This window comes from Halolamina pelagica, assembly GCF_001307315.1.
In the GTDB taxonomy this organism is placed as follows: domain Archaea; phylum Halobacteriota; class Halobacteria; order Halobacteriales; family Haloferacaceae; genus Halolamina; species Halolamina pelagica_B.
The window spans coordinates 1085909-1107219 of the sequence record NZ_LGUC01000001.1 but is presented as its reverse complement, the minus strand read 5'-3'; the positions used below and the strand labels follow the sequence as shown (position 1 = coordinate 1107219).

17 protein-coding genes and 4 pseudogenes are annotated in these 21311 nt (G+C 69.9%); 14 read left to right on the top strand and 7 right to left on the bottom strand.

The genetic code is table 11. The features are described from left to right. Positions 1-181 precede the first annotated feature (181 nt). The gene (locus SY89_RS05845) at positions 182-637 is read right to left on the bottom strand and encodes a DUF555 domain-containing protein (RefSeq protein WP_054583505.1); all 456 of its coding nucleotides are present in this window, start codon (positions 635-637) and stop codon (positions 182-184) included. A 79-nt stretch (positions 638-716) separates the two neighbouring features. On the opposite strand from SY89_RS05845, the gene SY89_RS05840 reads away from it, so the two are divergent. From SY89_RS05840 to SY89_RS05820, 5 genes and pseudogenes are all read left to right on the top strand, one after another. Further along, complete coding sequence (locus SY89_RS05840; RefSeq protein WP_054583504.1) at positions 717-1169, top strand: bifunctional nuclease family protein; 453 nt, start codon at positions 717-719, stop codon at positions 1167-1169. A 67-nt stretch (positions 1170-1236) separates the two neighbouring features. Further along, on the top strand, positions 1237-4515 hold the full coding sequence (locus tag SY89_RS05835; RefSeq protein ID WP_054583503.1) for a tetratricopeptide repeat protein: 3279 nt from the start codon (positions 1237-1239) through the stop codon (positions 4513-4515). A gap of 77 nt (positions 4516-4592) precedes the next feature. Beyond that, positions 4593-5954 (top strand): outer membrane protein assembly factor BamB family protein, encoded by a 1362-nt coding sequence (locus SY89_RS05830; RefSeq protein WP_054583502.1) that lies wholly within the window; start codon positions 4593-4595, stop codon positions 5952-5954. 2 nt (positions 5955-5956) lie between these two features. After that, positions 5957-6565, top strand: a complete 609-nt coding sequence (locus tag SY89_RS05825; protein WP_144427141.1) for a DUF4352 domain-containing protein — start codon at positions 5957-5959, stop codon at positions 6563-6565. A 72-nt stretch (positions 6566-6637) separates the two neighbouring features. Next, positions 6638-7119: pseudogene (locus SY89_RS05820) on the top strand (acyl-CoA thioesterase). Between the two features lie 4 nt (positions 7120-7123). Here the strand turns inward: SY89_RS05820 and SY89_RS18155 are convergent. Beyond that, complete coding sequence (locus SY89_RS18155; RefSeq protein WP_239685520.1) at positions 7124-7693, bottom strand: S1C family serine protease; 570 nt, start codon at positions 7691-7693, stop codon at positions 7124-7126. After that, on the bottom strand, positions 7690-8160 hold the full coding sequence (locus SY89_RS18150) for a S1C family serine protease (protein ID WP_239685519.1): 471 nt from the start codon (positions 8158-8160) through the stop codon (positions 7690-7692). The genes SY89_RS18155 and SY89_RS18150 overlap by 4 nt, the downstream gene beginning before the upstream one ends. Positions 8161-8467: 307 nt before the next feature. Here SY89_RS18150 and SY89_RS19545 point away from each other — a divergent pair. The 8 genes and pseudogenes from SY89_RS19545 to SY89_RS05780 form a co-directional block, all read left to right on the top strand. Further along, positions 8468-8868 (top strand): annotated as a pseudogene (locus SY89_RS19545) (bacterio-opsin activator domain-containing protein); the annotation flags it as partial. Positions 8869-9000: 132 nt separating this feature from the next. Next, positions 9001-9156, top strand: a complete 156-nt coding sequence (locus tag SY89_RS19540) for a helix-turn-helix domain-containing protein (protein WP_394325750.1) — start codon at positions 9001-9003, stop codon at positions 9154-9156. A 115-nt stretch (positions 9157-9271) separates the two neighbouring features. Next, positions 9272-10318, top strand: coding sequence for a diphthamide biosynthesis enzyme Dph2 (dph2, locus tag SY89_RS05805; RefSeq protein WP_054583500.1), 1047 nt, complete (start codon positions 9272-9274; stop codon positions 10316-10318). 74 nt (positions 10319-10392) lie between these two features. Further along, positions 10393-11562: a M24 family metallopeptidase gene (locus SY89_RS05800; RefSeq protein WP_054583499.1), complete on the top strand. Its 1170-nt coding sequence runs from the start codon at positions 10393-10395 to the stop codon at positions 11560-11562. 44 nt (positions 11563-11606) lie between these two features. Then, positions 11607-12398 (top strand): prephenate dehydrogenase/arogenate dehydrogenase family protein, encoded by a 792-nt coding sequence (locus tag SY89_RS05795; RefSeq protein WP_054583498.1) that lies wholly within the window; start codon positions 11607-11609, stop codon positions 12396-12398. Then, on the top strand, positions 12395-13873 hold the full coding sequence (locus tag SY89_RS05790) for a small ribosomal subunit Rsm22 family protein (protein WP_054583497.1): 1479 nt from the start codon (positions 12395-12397) through the stop codon (positions 13871-13873). Before SY89_RS05795 ends, SY89_RS05790 begins: the two co-directional genes overlap by 4 nt. Positions 13874-13966: 93 nt before the next feature. Next, positions 13967-15301 (top strand): annotated as a pseudogene (locus tag SY89_RS05785) (adenylosuccinate synthase). Positions 15302-15353: 52 nt separating this feature from the next. After that, positions 15354-16280: a DUF7351 domain-containing protein gene (locus tag SY89_RS05780; RefSeq protein WP_054583496.1), complete on the top strand. Its 927-nt coding sequence runs from the start codon at positions 15354-15356 to the stop codon at positions 16278-16280. A gap of 7 nt (positions 16281-16287) precedes the next feature. Here the strand turns inward: SY89_RS05780 and SY89_RS15760 are convergent. Beyond that, positions 16288-16841 (bottom strand): annotated as a pseudogene (locus SY89_RS15760) (DUF1684 domain-containing protein). Between the two features lie 126 nt (positions 16842-16967). Between SY89_RS15760 and SY89_RS05775 the strand changes: the two are divergent. After that, positions 16968-18182, top strand: coding sequence for a metal-dependent hydrolase family protein (locus tag SY89_RS05775; RefSeq protein WP_054583495.1), 1215 nt, complete (start codon positions 16968-16970; stop codon positions 18180-18182). Between the two features lie 11 nt (positions 18183-18193). On the opposite strand, the gene SY89_RS05770 is transcribed toward SY89_RS05775, so the two are convergent. From SY89_RS05770 to SY89_RS05760, 3 genes are all read right to left on the bottom strand, one after another. Further along, complete coding sequence (locus tag SY89_RS05770; protein ID WP_054583494.1) at positions 18194-19117, bottom strand: DMT family transporter; 924 nt, start codon at positions 19115-19117, stop codon at positions 18194-18196. A 78-nt stretch (positions 19118-19195) separates the two neighbouring features. Further along, positions 19196-19687: a CBS domain-containing protein gene (locus tag SY89_RS05765; RefSeq protein WP_054583493.1), complete on the bottom strand. Its 492-nt coding sequence runs from the start codon at positions 19685-19687 to the stop codon at positions 19196-19198. A gap of 96 nt (positions 19688-19783) precedes the next feature. Beyond that, positions 19784-21307, bottom strand: a complete 1524-nt coding sequence (locus SY89_RS05760) for an ABC transporter ATP-binding protein (protein ID WP_054583492.1) — start codon at positions 21305-21307, stop codon at positions 19784-19786. Positions 21308-21311: the final 4 nt, after the last annotated feature.

Here is a 21311-nt window from a genome sequence, read left to right as displayed (position 1 = left end):
CACGGAGGCCCCGACCGGGCGGTCGCCGTAATCCGCTTCCACACGACCACGGCATCCGCCGCCGGCGTCGTGGCACGGAGGCCACGACCGGGCGGTCGCCGTAATCCGCTTCCACACGACCACGGCATCCGCCGCCGGCGTCGTGGCACGGAGGCCACGACCGGGCGGTCGCCGTGGTCGGTTACTCTCGATGCCGTTCGACCATCTCCTCAAACTCCGGGAGGAGTGTCTCCTCCCCGTCGTCGTCCTCTCTCTCCGCTCCCTCCTCGACGGTCTCGGGCTCCGCAGCGTCGGAATCGTCCGCGTCGACGGGCGAACACGAGACGCGTTCGAGCGGGATCTCCTCCAGTCGGCGGCCGATCTCGGAACGAGCGATCGTGACGGCGTGATCGGCCCCCTCGACGTCGTACACCGTCATCCCGAGTTCGAGCGCGACCAGCCCCTCGCCGGCGGCGACGGTCGCCGGCGGGAGCTCGGCGCCGCGGGGCGATCGACGGCTTCGCGGTTCGATGTCGACGTAGGAGAGCTCCGGATTGAGCGCCTTCCCGATCTTCGAGATCGCCGCGCCGACGGCCGCCTCGGGCGTCGCCACGTCGTAGACGGGGACCGCAGCCTCGAGCACCACTCGACAGTCCATCACCGATAGTTGACGGCCCGGCGGCATGAACGTTCGCCCCCGCGACAGCTATTTGCCGGTTCGAACGAATCCACTCAGTATGAGTCACGTCGCCGAACTCACAGGAATCGCGACGGGTGATACGCCGTCGGGCGAGGAGGTGCCGGCCGCCCTCCTGCGCGCTCGGGGCGAGTACCTCCCGGTCTTCGTCACCGACGATCAGGCCGACGCGATCAGGCGCGGTCTCGCTGGCGACTCCTTCGAGCGGCCGCTGACCCACGACCTGTTCGTCGATATGGTGGCGGAGTTCGGCGGCGCCTTCGACCGTGTGCGGATCGACGACCTGCGCGAGGGGACGTTCTACGCCAAGATCGACGCCCAGCGCTACGTGGACGGCGAGCCCGAACCGCTCACGTTCGACGCTCGCCCCAGCGACGCCGTCGCCATCGCGGTCCGGGCGGACTGCCCGATCGAGGTGGCCGACGCCGTGCTCGACGCCGCGGGGCGCAGCGGCGAGGAGCTCGGCGTCGACGGCGTCGGCGACGGCGACTGAGCCGTCCCCGAGTCGCCGGCTCCCGTCCGGTGAAAGTTTTTACCGGGCCCCCACGCATCCAGTCACGATGTCGTTCGACGCCCCGATCGACGAACTGCTCGGCCTCGTCGGCGACCGTACGGAGTTCCTCCGGGTGCTCCGTGACGGGCCGCTGTTCAAACGGGACATCATCGACCGACTCGACACCTCCCGCTCGACAGTCGACCGCGCCATCGACGCGCTCGTCGACGCGGGCCTCGTCGCACACGTCGACGGCGGCTACCGGACGACGAGAACGGGCCGGCTCGCCCTCACTCGCTACGAGACGCTTCGCTCGGACGTACAGAACGTCCTCGACGCCAGCCCGGTCGTCGACGCCGTCCCGGCGGACGTGACGCTCTCGGCGCTGACGGTTGCCAAGTCGACGACCCACCGCGTCGACCCACACGACGTTCCCGACCTCGTGCGGGAGGCGTTGACCGGCGCAACCAGCGTCGTCGCCGCGCTCCCGCGGCTCTCGGACTCGGTCGTGCTCGACACCTACCGAAAGCACGCCGACCCGGAGACGAGAACGCGACTCGTGTTCTCACCCTCGCTCGCGGACGCGCTGTTGGACCGACTCCCGACCCAGTCTCGCCGCCTCGCCACCGCCGACGTACGAGTGTTCCGCGGCGCCGTCGCCGACGTGGGGATCGTCGTCTGCCGAGGTGAGACCGACCGGGCGCTGGTGATCGCCTACACCGGGTTCGGCGGCGTCGCTGGCGTGCTGGAACTGACCGATCCCGCCGCCGTCGACCGACTCGCCGACCGCGTCGCGGAGCGCATCGCGGCCGCGACCGAGTGGACCGACGAACTTGCGTCTGTCGAGACCACTCCAGAGGCGACCGAGCCAGCGACCCAGTCAGCGAACGACGACACGCTCCCGGTAGGCCTGGAACGGGAGGGAGTCGTCCGAGTCACCGACGAACTGCTCGCACGCCGAGGAACGGCCTCCCTGCTGCAAGCGTGGCGCACCGGAATCTCTCTCGCAGACGCCGACAGCGGCCACCTCGTGGACCGTCCCCCGGCCGACGGCGAGCAGTCGGTGGCGCTCGAGGCCCGAGAACGTCTGCTGGCCGGCGAGGACGTGGTCCTGACCGGGCCGCCGGGGTCGGGGAAGAGTACGGTCTGTAAACGCCTCGCCGTCACGTGGCACCGGAACGACCGCGGGGCGGTGCTCTACCGACAGCCGGACGGCGAGCGGTCGCTCCAGTCGGTCCCGGCGCTGCGCCGGGCCGTCGACGCCGCCTCGGGGCACACACTAGTGGTCGTCGAGGACGTTGCCGACCCAAGCGCACGGCGCGCGCTGGATCTCCGGGCGGAGTTCGCCGGGCGGTCGGACGTGAGCTTCCTGTTCGACGCACGGACGGCGGCGTGGCAGCGGGCCGACACGCCCGCCGCGGGTGGCCCGACCGAACTGTCGATGCCCGGCTTGTCGGTCGCCGACTGCGAGGCGTTGCTCGACCGGGCCGCCGAGGATCGCGAGTCGGCGCTCCCGCTCTCGGCCGCCGAACTCCATGAGGCGGTCACCGCCGACGACCCTGCCGGGGGTTTCGTCGTCGCAGCCCACCGCGTCGCACGGCTGGCCGATCCGCTGGCCGTCGCGGCCGGCGACACCCCGACCAGCCTCTCGGCGGCGGCCACCGATGCGTTCGACCGCCTCCAGTCCCGCGGGCGACTCGCCGTGGATCTGGGCATCTGGATCAATCTGCTGAACCTCGCGGCCCTCCCGATCCGACCCGGCACCGTCGAGCCGCTGGGCGATTCGACGTTCCTCGAAGACGCGCTTGGCGTGCTCGACGGCGAGGTGCTGTTCGGCCGGCGCGCTGACCCGCTCCGGGTCGGTGGGACGGTCCACGACGCCTGGTCGACCGCGTTTCTCGCCCACGCCGTCGACCGACTCGGTGAGCGCGGGGCACAGGAGGCGCTCGGCCGGTCGCTCACGGCAGTACTCGACGGTGGGGCACAGACCGCCGGTGAGGAGTCGCCCCTCCCACACACCGACGACTGGGCAGAGCCGTTCGTCGCGGCGCTGTTCGACGCGCTGCGGACCCGTCCCCGTCTCGCCGGGCTGGTCGGTGAGCAGCTCCGGAGCCAGATTCCGGCTTCCGTTGCCACGCTCCGGCGCCACCGCTGGCACGGTCGGCTGGCGCTGAACGCCGGGAGTCCGGAGGATGCGGCCGCCGCGTTCGACCGCCTGCTGGAGGCGGCAGAGGCGGCCGGGAACCCGCACGCGAAAGCGCGCGCTCGGCGCGGGCTCGGGAGCGCCGCGCTCCAGCAGTCGGCCTACGAGGACGCCGTCGAGGACCTCGCGGCCGCGCTGGGGCTGGGACTCCGACTCGACGACCGGGAGACGGCCGTCCGCGCGCTGATCGATCTTGGGACCGCGGCACAGCGCCGCGGCGACCACGAGACGGCGGCGAGTCGCTACGACGCCGCCCACCGGCAGGCGACCGCGCTCGGCGACGCGGTGCTACTCGCGGTCAGTCGACAGAACCTCGGCACGGCGGCGGCCGAACGGGCCGACTACGAGGCGGCGGTCGCCCACGCCCGGGCCGCCCGAGAGACGTTCGAGGCCGCCGACGAGCCACTCCGGGTCGCCAACTGCCTCGCCAACGCCGCCAACGCGATGGTGAATCTGGGGCAGTACGAGGCGGCTGCCGGCCGGTACGAGCGCGCCGTCGACATCCAGTCCGAACGGGGCGACGACCACGGCGCCGCGGGCACGCTCACCAGTCTCGGCGACCTCGAACGCCGCCGTGGGAACGACGAGCGGGCGCTGTCGTACCTCGAACGCGCCGAGTCGCTGTTCCGCCGGATCGGCGACGACCACCGGCTGGCGATCTGTCTCAACAACGTCGGCATCGTCCGCAAGGACCTCGGGGAGTTGGCGGCCGCCGTCGACAGCCACCGTGAGGCGCTGGCGATCCGCGAGGCGATCGGGAACCCCCACGAGATCGGGATGAGCGAGCACAACCTGGCCGTCTGTGCGCTCAAGCGCGGCGAGATCGAGCGGGCCGAGACCCTGGCCCGCGAGTCGATGGTCCACCTCTCGGCGGCCGGGAACCAGCGCTCGGTTGGCGTCACGCGCTCGCTGCTCGCGGACGTGCTGGTCGAACGCGGGGAGTACGACGACGCCATCGAACAGCTCGAAACCGGGATCGACGAACTCCGCGACTGCGGCGCCGAACCGCAGGCCGACGCGCTCACCGCGGAGCTCGTCGGGCTGTATCTGGAAGTAGGCGACACCGAGGCCGCACAGACGCTCGCCCGGAGCACCCACGGTCGGGAGACGTGCGAGGCCGACGTTGTCGCCGCCGACCACTGAGCCGCGCCGCAGTTCGCCGGGGTTCGGCGAACATCCTCACCCGGTGAACCGTTGTCCGGCGACGGTCTGGAGTCGGTGTGCACCGACGCAACTACCTCAAGGCGCTCGCGGTGGCCGGTACGGCTGGGTTGGCGGGCTGTGGCGGCGACAGCGAGGGTACGGCGACGCTCCCCGAGACGGTACAGCAGGCGAGGGACGAGGCCGAAGAGACGGACACGGAAACGGCGACCCGGACGGCGACGCCGACGGAGCCGCCGGCGGTCCCCCTCGACTGGCGAACGTACGCCCGGGACGCGACCAACGCGAGATACGTCGCCGACCAGCCGGATATCGCCGGCGAGTACGAGGTCAACTGGGCGGCCGACGTGTCCAGCACCAGTCGGGTGATCGCCGGCGACGAGACGCTGTTCGTTCAATCGGACCGCGATCACGTCGCGAGCTCCCTGAGCGCGATCGACCCCGACGGCGAGGTTCGCTGGACGTGGGACGCCGGGGAGATCGGCGGGACAGTGTACGCCGACGGCGCCGTCGCCGGCCTCACGCGGGACGGCGACGTACTCGTCTTGGACCCCAAAACGGGTGAGCGGACGGCGCTCGTCACCGATGTCGAGACCGAACCCGACGTGTCGTTGAATCAAGCGAGCGAGTCGGGGCTGTTCGTGACGGTGAGCAGCGAGTCGTACGATCCATCCGAGTTGGCCATCGTCGACCTCACGGCCGGCGAGATCGTCCACCAGAGCACCGTCGAGAGCATGGCCGGCGTCTACGAGACGCTGATCAGCGACGGCGAGATCATCCTGATCGGCGCGGCGCCCGTCGAGTCGACGTGGCAGGACAACCCTATGATGGTCCAGCGCCGCGACCTCGAAACGGGCGACGTGCTGGGCTCGTTCGAGCGCACGTGGCTCCGCGAGGAGGAGATGGGGTGGGCCGACTGGTCGACCGTCGACGGGAGCACGGTGTTCTCCGTCACGGACCGCAGCGGGATGCAGTACGACGACGCACGCAACGGCATGTTCGCCTACGACACCGACGGCAGCCTACACTGGCGGCAGCCCGACCTGTTCGTCAACAAGGGCGTCTCCCCGCCGCTTCTGGACGAGGACAACGTCTATCTGATCGCGGCCGATACCGTGCTGGCGCTGGATCGGGAGTCCGGCGATCAGCAGTGGCAGTACGAGACCACCGGCGCGTTCTCCCCGGGGTCGATGGTCACCGACGAGGCGCTTCTCGTGCCGGACCGCTACCAGAGCGGTGAGATCAGAATCCACCGCATCGACCCCGCCAACGGCGACGCCGACCGGGTGTCGATGTACGAGAGCGAGGGTGAGGGCGGCCTCTACGACCAGCCGAAGGTTCGCCTGCGGCCAGCCAGCGAGGGGATCTACGTCCGCGGGACCCAACTCAGGCACCTCGAACCGGTCGAGACCGAGGCGTAACCGTGCGCCGACGCCGACAACTGGTGCTGCTGGCGGTGCTCGGACTCGGTGCCGGCGGGGTGTGGGCAACGACCGACAGATCACCCACGGCGTCGGAACAGTCTCCCGAACCCTCCGAACGGCCGGCGGCCGACACTCCCACGCCGACCGCGACGGCGACGCCGACACCGTCTCCGGGCTATGCGGAGACGCAGACGTACGGCGGGAAGTCGCTTACCGTCTCGGCCCCGGAGACCAGACGGACCTTGGAGTTCGACAACGGGACCGAGACGGCCGCGGAGGGGACCGTGTACCTCCTCCTGAAACTGTCGACGACGAACGTCGGCGACCAGTCGATGAACGTACCGTCGTCGTTCGCGATCCGCACGGAAAACGGCGAGACGGAGATCCGGGAGCAGTACGAGGCGGACACCCGAGAGCGAATCCTCTCGTCCGAGCGGAAACTGTACGGGAGGTGGGATATCTACTGGCCGGACGTGACCAACGAGGGGTGGTGCTACGCCCAGATCCCGGCGGACGCGTCGACGGTGACGTTCGTCTGGTTCTTCAGCACCAGCGTTCGAACCGAGGATGACCGGGAAATCACGTATCGCGTACCCGTCCCGGACTGAGGTGGGTGTTCACTCACGCCGGAGAGCCAAGCGACCGGCGGCTTTGAGTGGCCGCCCGTCCGAGCGTGGGGCATGACCGAGACGGGCACGCTCGCGGAGTCCTACACCGAGATGACCGAGCTCCTGCTGCCGAACGACACCAACAACCTCGGCCGGGCGTTGGGGGGCGCCGTCCTCCACTGGATGGACATCGCCGGCGCCATCGCGGGGATGCGGTTCGCGAACACGCAGGTGGTGACGGCGTCGATGGACCACGTCGACTTCATCTCGCCGATCGACCTGGGGAGGTCGCGGTGGTGCAGGCGTACGTGTTCAACACCGGGCGGACGAGCGTCGACGTGAAAGTCGACGTGCGTGCCGAGGATCCCCGCAAGGGCGAGGAGCGCAAGACGACGGCCTCCTTCTTCACGTTCGTCGCGCTCGACGAGGAGGGGACGCCGACCGAGGTGCCCGATCTCGAATGTCCGACCGAGGAGGAGGTCGCGCTGCGCGAGGAGGCCGTCGAGGGCCGGAAACAGCAGTTCGAGGACCTCGTCGACCGGATGGAGGACTGAGCGGCTACCGCGGGTCGGGCCGCGTCCCGAGGGTCACGTCAACGGTCTGGCGCTCGCCGTCGCGGATCACCGTCACCGACACGCTGTCGCCCGGGCTGGTTTCGAGCGCGAGATACGTCCCGAGCTGGCCGGTCGTGTCGACTCGCTGGCCGTCGAGGGCGACGATCACGTCGCCGCCGGTGGGTTGGGGCGAACCCTCGACAGTCACCGACTCGGTGCCGCCCTGCAGACGACCGTCGGCGGGGCTGCCGGACGGAACCGCCGCGACGTAGACGCCGCGGGCCGACTCGAGATCGTTCGCTTCCGCGAGCAGCGGCGTCACCGGGAGGATGCGCACCCCGAGGTAGGAGTGCTCGAACGTCCCCGTCTCGACGAGGGCGGGGATCACGCGGTCGGTCAGCGCGGCGCTGATGGCGAAGCCGATGTTCTCGGCGCCGGCCTGCGTGATCACGCCCGCCACGTCGCCGTCGAGCGTCAGCAGGGGGCCGCCGCTGTTACCCGGATTGACTGCGGCGTCGGTCTGGACCGCGCCGGAGATGGTGAAGTTCCGGACCGAAGAGATCGTCCGGTTCACCCCGACACCACCCCGGAGGTGAGCGATCCCTCGAGCCCCAGCGGCGCGCCGACGGCGGCGACCTGGGTGCCGACTTCCGGCTGTTCGTCGAGCAGCGGGAGCCCGCCGGCGTCGTTCGGCGGCTCGACCGACAGCGCCGCGAGGTCGCTGTAGGGGTCGGTTCCCAGCATCTCGACCTCGACCCAGTCGCCGCTGGCGAACTGGGCGCGCACCGTCTCCGCGCCGGCGACGACGTGGTCGTTGGTGACCAACACGCCGTCGTCGTAGAGCCACCCGGAACCCTCCGCGAGCACGCCGATGCTGTCGTACACCCGCAGCCGGACGACAGCTGGTGAGACCGATTCGTAGAGATCGACGAACGGTTCGTCGCCGGTGCCAGCCGGGCCGCTCTGGGGCGCGGTACAGCCCGCGAGCGAGGCGATGCCCGCCCCGGCCGCGGCCAGAAACCGGCGCCGAGTGTGGTCCATGCAGCGTGTTGGGTACTGCCGCGAATAAATGGCTGGGTGGTCCCTAACAGCTTAGGCGGTGAGTTGAGGTGGCCAGTCCCGTAACCTACGGTTGGAGGTCATCACCTCCGAGCGACACCGTGTTACCGTGACCGGTTCACCCGAAGCGACCACCGTTCGGTCGTGGCCCGCCCAGCCACGACCGGCACCGGCCTTACCGGGGTCAAGCGGTTCGGGACGGCCCGACCGCTAAAACGGAAGGGGCCCCGGCGAAAGCGTCCCGCTGACGGCCGAGAACGTTTTTACAGAGTAACCAGTACTGTCGGGTATGTCACACCGACCGTCCAACGCGGACTCCGGGCCGGTCGTCGAACTCGAGTTCGGGTTCGAGGACCCCGAGTACCCGTTCGTGGGCGCCTCGGCTGCGGCCGGGTGCCGGGTGGAACTGGAGGAGATGGTTCCCCGCGGGGACGGGACGTACGCCGAGTTCTACAGCGTTCGCGGCGCCGCACCGTCGACAGTCGAGACGATGGCGAAGGACCATCCCTCGGTGTCGGCGACGATGCTCGAGCGCTACGACGACGGGGGGCTGATGGAGTTCGAGGTCGGGGGAACTGCCCCGCGGTCGGCCTGGCGGAGTTGGGCGCACTCCCCCGGTCGGTCGTCGGCGACCACGGCGACGGCACGATCGTCGCGGAGCTGCCGGCGTCGTACGACGCCACCGAGGTCGTATCGACGTTCCTGTCGGAGTATGGGGGCGAACTGCGCGCCAAACGGGAGCGGGACTCGTTCACGCCGCTGTTCAGCCAGCGTGAACTCGAGCAGGCGCTCGATCAGTTCCTGACTGACCGCCAGCGTGAAGTGCTCGAAACCGCCTTCGAGGCGGGCTACTACGACTGGCCCCGCGAGATCAGCGGCGCGGCGTTGGCAGACGAGCTGGGGATCAGCCAGCCGACGCTCTCGGAGCATCTGACGACCGCCGAGCGCAAACTGCTCTCGCTGGTGTTCGACCAGTAGTCGGCACCGCCCACGGCGTCGCCGACTCGGTCGGGCGCCGGGCTGCCGTGCGCCGCGGGCGCACGCGACTGACGGAAACGCCGGGATTATCCGTCCCGGCCGGGTAGCAACGCTAATGAGTCAGGACGCCGCCGGCGACGCCACGACCGAGGGGGACCTCCGGAACACGGGCATGTCCCTGAAACACGACCGGGAGTGGGACTACGAACTGGATCGAATCATCGAGGAGATCGAGGACCGGGACGCCAAGAAAGTCGGCCTGCAGTTCCCCGAAGGGCTCAAGCGCCGCGGCCCCGCGGTCGCCGACGACCTGCGGGAGCTGGCGCCCGACGACGTGACGTTCATGCTGTCGGGCCAGCCCTGCTACGGCGCCTGTGACCTCGACACGTACCTGATGCGCCGGACGGACGTGTTCGTCCACTTCGGCCACTCGCCGATGAAGAACTCCGAGAAGATCATCTACGTGCCGCTGTTCTCCAACGTCGACCCGTTCCCGATGATGGAGGAGGCGCTCGAAGAGCTCCCCGAGGGCGACGTGGGGCTGGTCACGACGGCCCAGCACATGAACCTCTTCGGCGAGATGAAGGAGTGGCTGGAGGAGGAGGGGTACGAGGTCCACACCCGGAAAGGCGACGACCGCCTGACCCACGAGGGGCAGGTGCTCGGCTGCAACTACGCCTCCGCGGACATCGACGCCGATCAGGTGCTGTACGTCGGCGGCGGGAAGTTCCACCCCCTCGGCCTCGCGATGGAGCACCCCGACAAGAAGGTCGTCATCGCCGACCCCGTGAACAACGTCGTCACCGTCGCCGACACGGAGAAGTTCATGAAGCAGCGCTACGGCGCCGTCCACCGCGCGATGGACGCCGAGAAGTGGGGCGTCATCTTCTGTACCAAGATCGGCCAGGGGCGCTGGGAGATGGCCGAGAAGATCGTCGACGAGAACGAGAACGCCTACCTGATCACGATGGACGAGGTCACCCCGGACCGCCTGCGCAACTTCGACATGGACGCGTTCGTCAACACGGGCTGTCCCCGGATCACCACCGACGACGGCCCGCAGTTCCACAAGCCGATGCTGACCCCCGGCGAGTACGAGATCGCCGTCGGCAACAAGCCGCTGGACGAGCTCTCCTTCGACACGTTCCACGGCACCTGGTGAGCCGCCGGGGCTGACACGTCACGAGACTCACCGCGACGGTAACGCCTTTGCCTCCGCCGGCCGCCATCCCGGCCATGGACATCGACACCAGTTCCCTCGACGAGTACCTCGACGACGAGGGGCTCGACGGCTACGCAGTTTTCGCCGACGGCGACGACTCCACGCAGCGCTACCTCTCCGGCTTCGACGCGCCCGATCCCTTCTTCACCGTCTACACGCCCGAGCAGACGGCGCTTCTGACCTCCGGGCTGGAGTACGGCCGCGCCTCGAAGGAGGCCCGAGGTACGGTCGACCGCACCTCCGACTACGACTACCAGTCGCTCCGCGAGCAGTACGAGTCCAGAGTGGCCCGGGCGAAGCTGCAGGCCGCGTTCCTCGACGCCCACGGCGTCGACGCGGTGGCGGTGCCGGAGACGTTCCCGGTCGGCGCGGCGGACGGCCTGCGCGAGGAGGGGATCGCGCTGGCGATCGACACCGACGGCGTCGTCGACGACATCCGCGCGGTGAAAACCGACGCGGAGATCGAGCACGTCCGCGAGGCAACCGTCGCGAACGAGGCGTCGATGCAGGCCTGCGAGGACCTCCTCGACGCCGCGGAGGTGCGCAACGGCACGCTGTACTACGAGGACGAACCCCTGACGAGCGAGCGCGTCGCGACCGAGATCGAGGTCACCCTCCTGGAGCACGGCTGCGCGCTGGACGAGACGATCGTCGCCTGCGGCGTCGACGCCGCGGATCCCCACGACCGCGGGAGCGGCCCGCTCGAAGCCGGCCAGCCCATCATCGTCGACATCTTCCCGCGGGACAAGGAGACGGGCTACCACTCCGACATGACCCGGACGTTCCTCAAGGGCGAGGCCAGCGAGACGGTTCGGGAGTGGTACGAGCTCACCCAGGCGGCGAAGGAGGCGGCCTTCGCCGCGCTGGAGCCCGGCGCGACGGGCGCCGAGGTTCACGCCGCCGCCTGCGAGGTGTACGAGGACGCCGGCTACCCGACGCTCCGGCAGGACCCCTCGACGGAGACGGGGTTCATCCACAGCACGGGCCACGGGATCGGGCTCGACGTGCACGAGGCGCCGTCGCTGTCGCCCCGCGGCGAGGAACTCGAAGCCGGCCAGATCGTGACGATCGAGCCCGGACTGTACGACCCCGAGCACGGCGGCGTGCGGATCGAGGACATCGCGGTCGTCACCGAGGACGGCTACGAGAACTTCACTGACTACCCCGAAACGCTCGAACTGTAGCGAGAACCGACCCCTTTTCACCCGACGACGCCCTCGAACCGGTAATGACGCTCTGTATCGTCGGCGCCGGCGCGATGGGACGCTGGCTGGCCGAGACGCTCGCCGCCGCCCCGTCGGCGTTCGAGCTCGCCTTCGCCGACACCGACACCGCGGCCGCCGAGGCCGCCGCCGCCGCGTTCGACGACGCCGCGACCGTCCCGCTCGCCGACGGCACCCCCGAGGACGACCGCACGTTCGAGACAGTCTGCCTCGCGGTCCCGATCCCGGCCGTCGAGGAGGCCGTGGCCGACTGGGCGCCCCACGCCGAGTCGGCGATGCTGGATCTCTCGGGCGTGATGGCCGCGCCCGTCGAGGCCATGCGCGAGCACCTGCCCGACCGCGAGCGCGCGAGCCTCCACCCGCTGTTCGCTCCCGCGCGGGCGCCGGGCAACGTCGCCGTGGTCGAGGACGCCGTCGGCCCGACGGTCGAACCGCTGCTCGACGCGCTCCGGGACGCCGGCAACGAGTTGTTCGAGACGACCCCCGCGGAGCACGACGACGCCATGCAGACGGTTCAGGCCAAGAGCCACGCCGCCGTGCTCGCGTGGGCGCTGGCGGGCGAGGACGTTCGCGAGGAGTTCCACACGCCGGTCTCCGCGGGGCTGGCCGACATCGCCGCGACCGTCACGGAGGGCGACGCGCGGGTGTACGCCGACATCCAGGACGCCTTCGGCGGCGCCGACGCCGTCGCCGACGCCGCCCGGGCGGTCGCCGAGGCCGACGGCGAGACGTTCGCCGAGCTCTACGCCGAGGCCGGCGCGATCGCCGACGCGCGCTCGACGGAGGGTGAGCGATGAGCGTCGATCGCGACCGACTCCGGGACACGGTGAACTACCTCCGGGAGGTCCGGCCGATCGACCCCAGCGAGATCCAGGAGTACTTCGACGACGCTCCCCACCCCGCGGTCGTCAAACAGGCGCTCCGGACGGCGGCGTTCGATCTCGACCTCGTCGAGCGCGACGACGGCACGTTCGTCCCGGCGAGCGGCGCGCCCGTCGACCCGCCGGGCTGGGCGCCGGAGTCGCTGCCGGACCGGTACGAGCGCGTCGTCGTCGATCGACTGGTCGAACGGTTCGGCCTCGACTGGCAGGACGGCGACTCCGGCGACCGGCTCCGGGATGCGGTTCGCCGGCTCAAAGCCGACTACTACCACGGCAACCCCGTCGAGTACGACGCGACCGCGGCGCTCGGGTACGCGATCTACCACCTGCCGGACTACTACGCCGCGATGGGGTACGTGCTCGACGATCTCGCGACGAACCGCGACCTTCCACGCACGCTCCGCGTGCTCGACGTGGGTGCGGGCGTCGGCGGCCCGGCGCTGGCGCTGATCGACTACCTGCACGACGCTACCGACGACGAGAGCCCGCCGTTGATCGAGTACCACGCACTGGAGCCCTCGCCCGCCGCGGACCTCCTCGAAGCCCTGCTCGCCGAAACCCCCCGGAACGTTCACACGACGGTCCACCGCGAGACGGCCGAGGCGTTCGACCCCGACTCGCTCGGGGAGGTCGATCTGCTCTCGTTCTGTAACGTGCTCTCCGAACTGGACGACCCCGCGGCGACCGCCGAGCGCTACCTCGACGCCGTCGCGGGTGACGGCACGATGCTCGCGATGGCGCCGGCGGATCTGGAGACGGCGACGGGGCTCCGCGAGGTCGAACGGGCGCTCGCTCGCCCGGGCGCCGGGCCGTCGGTGTACTCGCCGACACTGCGGCTCTGGCCCGGCGAGTCGCCCGCGGATCGTGGCTGGTCGTTCGACGTTCGCCCGGAGATCGAGGCGCCGCGGATGCAGCGCCAGTTGGACGAGGGCGAGCGCGGGACACAGGGCGACGGGACGGACGACCCCGGCACGTTCCTGAAAACCACGGTGCAGTTCGCGTACGCGCTGCTGCGCCCCGACGGGAAGCGCCGCGCCGACGTGCGGGCGTCGGCGGACCACCACGCGAAGGCCGCGGAGATGGAGCGCCACGTGAGCAACCGGATCGACCTGCTGACGGTGAAGCTCAGCCCCGACCTGAGCCGGCAGGGCGAGCGCCAGCGTGAGTACGGGAGCGACCCCAACCCCGTCTTCAAGATCGGCGACGGGAGCGAGCAGGTCGAGCAGTACGCGGTGCTCACACAGCACACGGAGCTGAATCGGGCGCTGGGGGACGCGCCCTACGGCGCCGTCCTCTCGATGGAGAACGCGCTCGCGCTCTGGAACGACGACGAGGAGGCGTACAACCTCGTCGTCGACGGCGAGACGGTCGTCGACTTGGTCGTGCCCTGACCCCGGCTGCGAACGCGGTCGGAGCGCCACCGCTGGCCGGTGTGAATCGCGATTCACAGAACCGTTAATGAACAGCCTGTCCATCCCTCTCCTGTGAACACGACGCTCGTCGGCTCGCAGTTCGGTGACGAAGGAAAAAGGGCGGATGACCGATATTTTCAGCGAGAACGCGGAGCTCGTCGTCCGGTTTCAAGGTGGCGACAACGCGGGCCACACGGTCGCAGCCGACGGCGAGGAGTACGCACTCCGGCTCCTCCCCAGCGGCGTGGTTCGGGGGAAGACGGGCGTGCTCGGCAACGGCTGCGTGGTGAACTTCGGGACGCTGTTCGAGGAGCTCGATCGCCTACGGGAACGAGGACTCGATCCCGAGGTGTACGTCTCCAGCCGAGCGACCGTCGTCCTCCCGTACCACCGCGTGCTCGACGAAGCGGAGGAGGAAGCGCGCGAGGAGACCGCGACGGCCGTCGGAACCACCGGAAACGGGATCGGCCCGGCCTACGAGGACGCCACGGGTCGGCGCGCGATCAGGGTGGGCGAACTGCTCGACCCGGAAACGCTCCGGGAACGGCTGGAACACGTCGTGCCACAGAAGCGCGCGCTCGCCGAGTCAGTGTACGGCATCGAGCCGGGCGAGGCGTTCGACGCCGACGCGCTGTTCGAGCAGCTCCGGGCGTACGGCCGCCGGCTGGATCACGACGGGATGGTCGTCGACACCGGATCGTTCCTCGCGGCCCACGACGGCGACGTGCTGTTCGAGAGCGCCCAGGGCACCCAGCTCGATCTCGACCACGGGAGCTACCCGTTCGTCACGTCCTCGAACCCGACCGCCGGCGGCGCCGTCGTCGGCACCGGCGTCCCCCGGCGACGGTCGCGGCGGGGGAGACCGTCGGCGTGGTCAAGGCGTACCTCTCCCGGGTAGGGGCCGGCCCGATGCCGACCGAGTTCGAGGGGGAGACGGCGACGACCCTGCGTGAGGCCGCCGGCGAGTTCGGCACCGTCACCGGACGCCCGCGACGCGTCGGCTGGCTGGACCTCCCGATGCTTCGCCACGCGACCCGCGTCAACGGCTACACCGGCATCACGCTGGGTCACCTTGACGCGCTCGCGGCCCTCGACGACCTGCAGGTGTGTACGGCGTACGAACTCGACGGCGAGCGCATCGAGACGCCGCCGCCCTCGGCCGAGGCGTGGGCGCGGTGTGTCCCCCAGTACGAGCGCTTCGACTCCTGGGCCGACCAGGACTGGCAGGCGGTGGCCGACCGCGGCTACGAGGCGCTCCCGGAGACCGCCAAGGCGTACACGGAGTTCGTGAGCGACGATCTCGGCGTCCCCGTCTACGCGATCGGGGTCGGCCCGGACCGGGAGGCGACCATCGTGTGCGAGAACCCGATCGTCGAGGCCACCACGGCCCCGACATCGAAACGATGAGGATTCGAGGCGTCGTCGGCCCCGAGAGCGTGACCACCACGGAGCCACGAGGATGAGCGGGGAGGGGTTCGATCGGGAGACGGCGCTGTCGCTGCTGGCCGACGAGAACCGCGTCCGCATCATCGAGGAGCTCGGCGACGCGACCGTCTCCCCCGACACGGGCATCCCCTCCGTCCCCTACGCGGAACTGAAGTCCCGCGTCGGCATCCGGGACTCCGGGCGGTTCAACTACCACCTGACGAAGCTCCTCGGCAACTACGTCGCGAAAGGCGAGGCCGGCTACCGGCTCCGGTGGCCGGGGATGGTGCTCTACCGCGCGCTGGTCGCCGGCCTGCTCACCGGCGAGACCGACCACGACATCGGCCCCGTGCCGGTCGGCGTCGACTGTTACCGCTGTGGCGAACCGGTCGAAGGGGACCTGTACGAAACGCTGTTCCGGGTCCGGTGTTCGGCCTGCGACGCCAACTACGCGGACATCTACGTGCCGACACGGGGACTGGTCGGGAAAGCGCCCGAGGCGATGCTCGAGACGGTCCACCGACGGAGCCGAACCGTCCTCGACGCGATGACCTCGGGGCAGTGTCCGTGGTGTGCCGACGAGGTCGCGCTGGAAGTTCGCGCGGGCGACGGCTCGCTCCCGTCGCTGCACGACACCCGGGACCTCGACGCGTACGCCGTCTACCGGTGTACGAACTGTACCGGGTTCCACTACCTCCCGGTCTCACAGGTCCTGCTCTACCACCCGGCCGCCATCGCGTTCTACCACGCCCACGGTCGGGACCTGACGGCGGTGCCGAAGTGGGAACTCGAGTGGGCGGTCACCGACCGGACGACCGAGATGCTCAGCACGGACCCCTGGCGGTTCCGGGTGCGCGTCCCGTTGGACGGCGCGGCGCTGGTCGCGGAACTCGACCACCACCTCGAGGTGGTCGAGAGTCGAACGGAACCGGCCGAGGGTGCCCCCCACTCCCGCGGCTAAAAACCGATCAGTTGGGGGATTTTTCGCCGGCCGGCACGACGACATCCAGCCAGTTCTCCTCGGGCGGGAGGGGCAGGCGAACGTCTCGCTGAACGCACAGAACGGCGAGTACGCGAGGTTGAAGTCGAGCGTGACTGTGTCGCCCGTTTCGAGTTCCTCCTCGGGCTCCAGTTCCATGTACCGTCCCCCGGCGTAGCTCTGCTGGCCCGTGGTCTTGTCCCGGAACGGGACGAACAGCGGGTCGTCCTCGGCGGTCTCCTGGCGGTAGGCGTGGAGTTCGCAGTCCTCTCCCCGGAGTTCGAACGCGAACGTCGCGACCCGGAGGTACCGCGCCGGCGGGCCGTTGGTGGTCTCCATCTCGACCGGTTCGGGGTCGTCGTGGACGGTCACCTCGGCCGCGACCCGGAAGTCGGGGTCGGGCTCGAAGTAGTCGAGCCCGTCGAACTCGTCGCGCTCCGCGGGCGGGATCGGCGACTGCGGGTGCTCGTCGAAGAACTGGTCTTTCTCCTCGCGGTTCCGTCTGAGTGCTGCTTCCCACTCCGACGACTCGGGATCGCTCATGTGTCCGGTTCGGTGCGCGACGGCATGAGTCCGGCGCTCCCGGGAGCCGGCTGTCAGCCGTCGATTCGCTCCCCTCCCCTGCCGCGAAGCGAACCACTATCAGACGCCACTCGTTAGCACGACCCGATGAAGGCTATCGACTGTGGCACGCTCGTCGACGGCACCGGCAAGGACCCGATCAACGACGCCCGAATCCTCGTCGAGGACGGCCGCATCACCGAGGTCGGGCCCGCGGAGTCGGTTGACGTGCCCGACGAGGCCGAACGGATCGACCACTCGGGCGAGACCGTGATCCCGGGACTCATCGACGCCCACCTCCACCTGAAGGGAACGCGATCGATGGAGCCGTTCGACTGGATCCGGGAGTCGAGCGAACTCAACACCGCGCGGGCGACCGCCGACGCGCGGACGCTCCTCGAGTCGGGCTTTACGGCCATCCGCGACGTGGGCAGCGACGCCGGCATCCCGGTCCGGGATGCCATCGACGACGGCACGATCCCCGGCCCGCGGGTGTTCACCAGCGGGCAGTCCTTCTCTCAGACGGCAGGTCACGGCGACGCCCACTACCTGCCCTACGAGTGGGCCACCAGCCGGGACGCCAGTGGCGACGGCATCGTCGACGGCGCCGACGAGTGCCGGAAGGGCGCGCGCAGACGGATCCGCGAGGGCGCCGACCTCATCAAGATCATGACCACCGGCGGCGTGCTGAGCGAGAAGGACGCCCCGAGCCAGAGCCAGTTCACCGACGAGGAGATCAGGGCGTTCACCGAGGAGGCCCACCGCGTCGGGATCCCGGTGGCGTCCCACGCGCAAGGGGCGCCGGGGATCAAATCCGCGCTCCGTAACGGCGTCGACACGATCGAGCACGGCTTCTACATCGATCAGGAGTGTCTCGACCTGTTCGAGGAGACGGGCGCGACGTTCGTGCCGACGCTCGCGATCATGCACCGACTCATCGAGCGCGGCGACGAGTTCGGCGTGCCCGAGTACGGCCTCCGGAAGGCCCGCAACGCCAGCGAAGCCCACTTCGAGGCCACCCGGCGCGCCTACGAGGCGGGCATCCCCATCGCGCTCGGGACGGACTTCCTCGGGCCGGAGCCGATGGGCCACGGCGAGAACGCGCTGGAGGCGGAGCTGTTCGTCGACGAGGTCGGCATGAGCGAACACGAGGCCATCGTCGCCGGCACCGGCACGGCCGCGGAGACGGTCCCTGCAGACGACATCGGGACGCTCACGGTCGGCAACCACGCCGACGTGGTCGCCTTCGAGGAGTCGCCGCTGTCGGACATCACGAACCTCTACGAGCCCGCCGCGGTGTACAAGAGCGGCGAACGGGTCTGAACCCCCGGTCGCTACCCGAGAACGCCCGTCCGGTCCAGTTCGTGAGCGATCTCCCGCCGTTTCAGCAGCGAAAAGCCCGCGAGAATCAACAGGAAGCCGGCGACGGTTTCGACGGTGACGACCTCCGAGAGCACTAGCCACCCCGACAGCGCCGCGAACACCGGCGCGACGTAGGAGACGAGGTTGATCTCGATGGCGCCCAGTTTGTCCAGCAGGTCGAAGTAGATCAGGAAACCGACCGCGCTGGCGAACACCGAGAGGTAGCCCAGGCTCGCGACGGTGGTGAGGTTCCACGCCACGGCGCCGAACGCCTCGCCCAGCCCGAGACTGACGACGTGCATCAGCAGACCGCCGAGCAGCATCGACCAGGCCTCCATCCCCTCGATGGAGAGGTCGCTGTCGATCCACCGTGTGAGCACGCTCCCCAGGGCGAACGCCGTCGCGGCGGCGACGATGAGCAGTTTCGCGCTCATCCCGCCAGCGAGGAGGTTCGCGGGGTCGGGGTTCGCGATCACGACGGCGCCGGCGAGGCCGAGGAACAGCCCCGCGAGGCCGACGGGTTCGAGGCGCTCCTGGGGAACGAACACCCGCGCGAACCCGGTCGTCAGGATCGGGCTCAGACTGACGAGCACCGACGCCGAGGCGCTGGTCACGGCGTCGTCGGCCTCGCCGACGAACAGGAACGCGTGGTAGGCAGCGATCATCAGCACCGCGCCGACCGCGACTTCCGCCCACTGCGTGCGGCCGCGCGGGAGCGGGTCGTCGAGCACCCACCACGCGTAGCCGAGCATCAGTACGCCGGCGATCTCGTACCGCACCGCGGCGAACAGCACCGGCGGGAACCCGGCGTCGAGGCCGGCCTTGATCGCCATGAACGCCGAGCCCCAAACGGCTGCGAGAACGAGAAAGAGTGCGAGATTCCGGTAGCGAGTCACGATGCTGACTCAGCGGTGGGGTCCGCTTAGGCCCATCGTTCGCCGACGGCACCTGCAGACTGCGCCGGCCGACTCCAGTCAGGCCGCGCCCGCGGCGCCACGCTCCGCTTTGAGCCCGCGCAGCAGGTCCTGACGGGTGATGATGCCGACGAGTTTCCCCGCCTCGAGTACGGGGAGGCGGTTGATGTCCTGCTCGGGGTTGGCCAGCAGATCGAGCAGTTCGTCGACGCTCGCGTCGGCGTCGACGGTCACCGGCTCCGTCGTCATCACCGAACTGATCGGGTCGTCGGCGTGGGCGGCGATATCCACGTCGTCGCCCGGCAGGTCGAACGCGTAGGTGAGCGTGTCGACGATCGGCGGGATGCCGATCGGGATCCAGAGCACGCGGTCGTCGACCTCGAACAGGTCGACGAGGTCGCCCTCGGTGACGACGCCCACGACGTGGTCGTCCTCGTCGACGACGGGGAAGCCGCTGAAGTTCACGTCGGCGAGACGAGCCAGCACCTCGCCCACCTCGTCGTCGGGTGTCACGGTCTCCACGTCGGCGGTCATCACGTCGGATGCGTTCATGCTCGAACTGTTGGGCGGGAGCTACGTCAACGTTGCTGATGAACTGGAAGGCGGCGGCCAGCAGCCGTCCGACGCTGGCAAAAAGGGAGTGCCGGGTCAGTCGTGGAGGTGACAGGCGACGACTGTCCCGTCGCCGCCGGGCGAGTCGTCCGGCGGCGTGGTCTCACACACCGTCTCGAAGCGGTCCCGCAGCGTCTCGGCCGCAGTGTCGAAGTCGCCGTCGGCGACGGCTTCGAGCGCCTCGTCGACGATGCCGGCGTTCTCGCCGGCGATGCCCGGCACTTCCTCCTTGCGGTACGCCGCCGGGTCGGCCGTCCGAACCTCGTCGGGATCGAGGTTCTCGGCCTCGATCTCTTCACGGAGGTTCATCACCGCACGGAACGCGTCCTGCTCGATCTCGATGTCGTCGGGCGGGATCACCTTCGGACAGCGCGTCCGGAACCGGCAGCCGGAGGGCGGGTTGCGCGGTGACGGCACGTCGCCGGCCAGCGTCGCCACGCGGCGACCCTGCTCGGCGACCTCCGCACGCGGGACGCTCTCCAGCAGCGCCTCGGTGTAGGGGTGGTCGGGGTTCTCGAAGATCTCGTCGGTCGGCCCCAGCTCGGCGACTCTGCCGAGGTACATCACCGCGACGCGGTCGCAGATGTGCCGGACGACACTCAGGTCGTGGGCGATGAACAGGTAGGTCAGCCCGAACTCGTCCTGCAGTTCGTCGAGCAGGTTCAGCACCTGTGCCTGCACGCTCACGTCGAGTGCGGAGACGGGCTCGTCGAGCACGATGAACTCGGGGTCGAGCGCGAGCGCCCGGGCGATCCCGACGCGCTGGCGCTGCCCGCCGGAGAACTCGTGGGGGTAGCGGTCGACCTGATCGGCCGAGAGCCCCACGCGTTCGAGCAGGTCGCCCGCTCGCTTCTTCCGGATCGCGTTTGCGCTCCCGGTCACGGTGACTTCGACGTGGAGGTCGGTGTCGCGGTCCTCGACGGTGGCGCCCAGCAGGTCCGCGTGGCTGTCGACGCTCGCTTCGTACCGCGTCTCGTCGTCGCCCTCGTGCTTTCGAACGCTCACCGACACGCGGGCGACGCCCTCCTCGGCCTCGACGACGCGGTCGAGGTCCTCGGCGACGGACACCTCGACGGTCCGGTCGATCCCGTCGCCGACGGTAAGCTCCGCGGCGGTCGCGACCGTCGGATCGGACTCGGGTAGCCCGTGGATCCGCATCCCCTCGGCGACGATGGCGCCGACGGTCATCCGCGGGTCGAGGCTGGAGAACGGGTCCTGAAACACGATCTGGGCGCGGCGACGGAACGAGGACATCGACTCGTCGTCGAGGTCGAACACGTTCTCGCCGTCGAACGCCACCGTGCCGTCGGTCGCCTCCCGCAGCCGCAGGAGCGTCTCGCCGGTCGTCGACTTCCCACAGCCGGACTCGCCGACGAGCCCGAGGGTTTCGCCCTCGCGCACGTCGAAGCTGACGCCGTCGACGGCTTTGACGCTGGTCGCCTCCCGACCCAGCACGCGGTCGAGCAGGCCGCCACCGTCCTGGTAGTACTTCCGGAGGTTCCGCACCTCCACGAGCGCGTCGTCGCCGGTCGACTCGCGCTCCGGAGCGGTCTCAGTCATCCGA

Bases quoted from the DNA above. Each gene is read 5' to 3' on its own strand.
- SY89_RS05845 (WP_054583505.1), bottom strand. From the start codon at position 637: ATGGACTGTCGAGTGGTGCTCGAGGCTGCGGTCCCCGTCTACGACGTG.
- SY89_RS05840 (WP_054583504.1), top strand. From the start codon at position 717: ATGAGTCACGTCGCCGAACTCACAGGAATCGCGACGGGTGATACGCCG.
- SY89_RS05835 (WP_054583503.1), top strand. From the start codon at position 1,237: ATGTCGTTCGACGCCCCGATCGACGAACTGCTCGGCCTCGTCGGCGAC.
- SY89_RS18150 (WP_239685519.1), bottom strand. From the start codon at position 8,160: ATGGACCACACTCGGCGCCGGTTTCTGGCCGCGGCCGGGGCGGGCATC.
- dph2 (WP_054583500.1), top strand. From the start codon at position 9,272: ATGAGTCAGGACGCCGCCGGCGACGCCACGACCGAGGGGGACCTCCGG.
- SY89_RS05800 (WP_054583499.1), top strand. From the start codon at position 10,393: ATGGACATCGACACCAGTTCCCTCGACGAGTACCTCGACGACGAGGGG.
- SY89_RS05795 (WP_054583498.1), top strand. From the start codon at position 11,607: ATGACGCTCTGTATCGTCGGCGCCGGCGCGATGGGACGCTGGCTGGCC.
- SY89_RS05790 (WP_054583497.1), top strand. From the start codon at position 12,395: ATGAGCGTCGATCGCGACCGACTCCGGGACACGGTGAACTACCTCCGG.
- SY89_RS05780 (WP_054583496.1), top strand. From the start codon at position 15,354: ATGAGCGGGGAGGGGTTCGATCGGGAGACGGCGCTGTCGCTGCTGGCC.
- SY89_RS05775 (WP_054583495.1), top strand. From the start codon at position 16,968: ATGAAGGCTATCGACTGTGGCACGCTCGTCGACGGCACCGGCAAGGAC.
- SY89_RS05765 (WP_054583493.1), bottom strand. From the start codon at position 19,687: ATGAACGCATCCGACGTGATGACCGCCGACGTGGAGACCGTGACACCC.
- SY89_RS05760 (WP_054583492.1), bottom strand. From the start codon at position 21,307: ATGACTGAGACCGCTCCGGAGCGCGAGTCGACCGGCGACGACGCGCTC.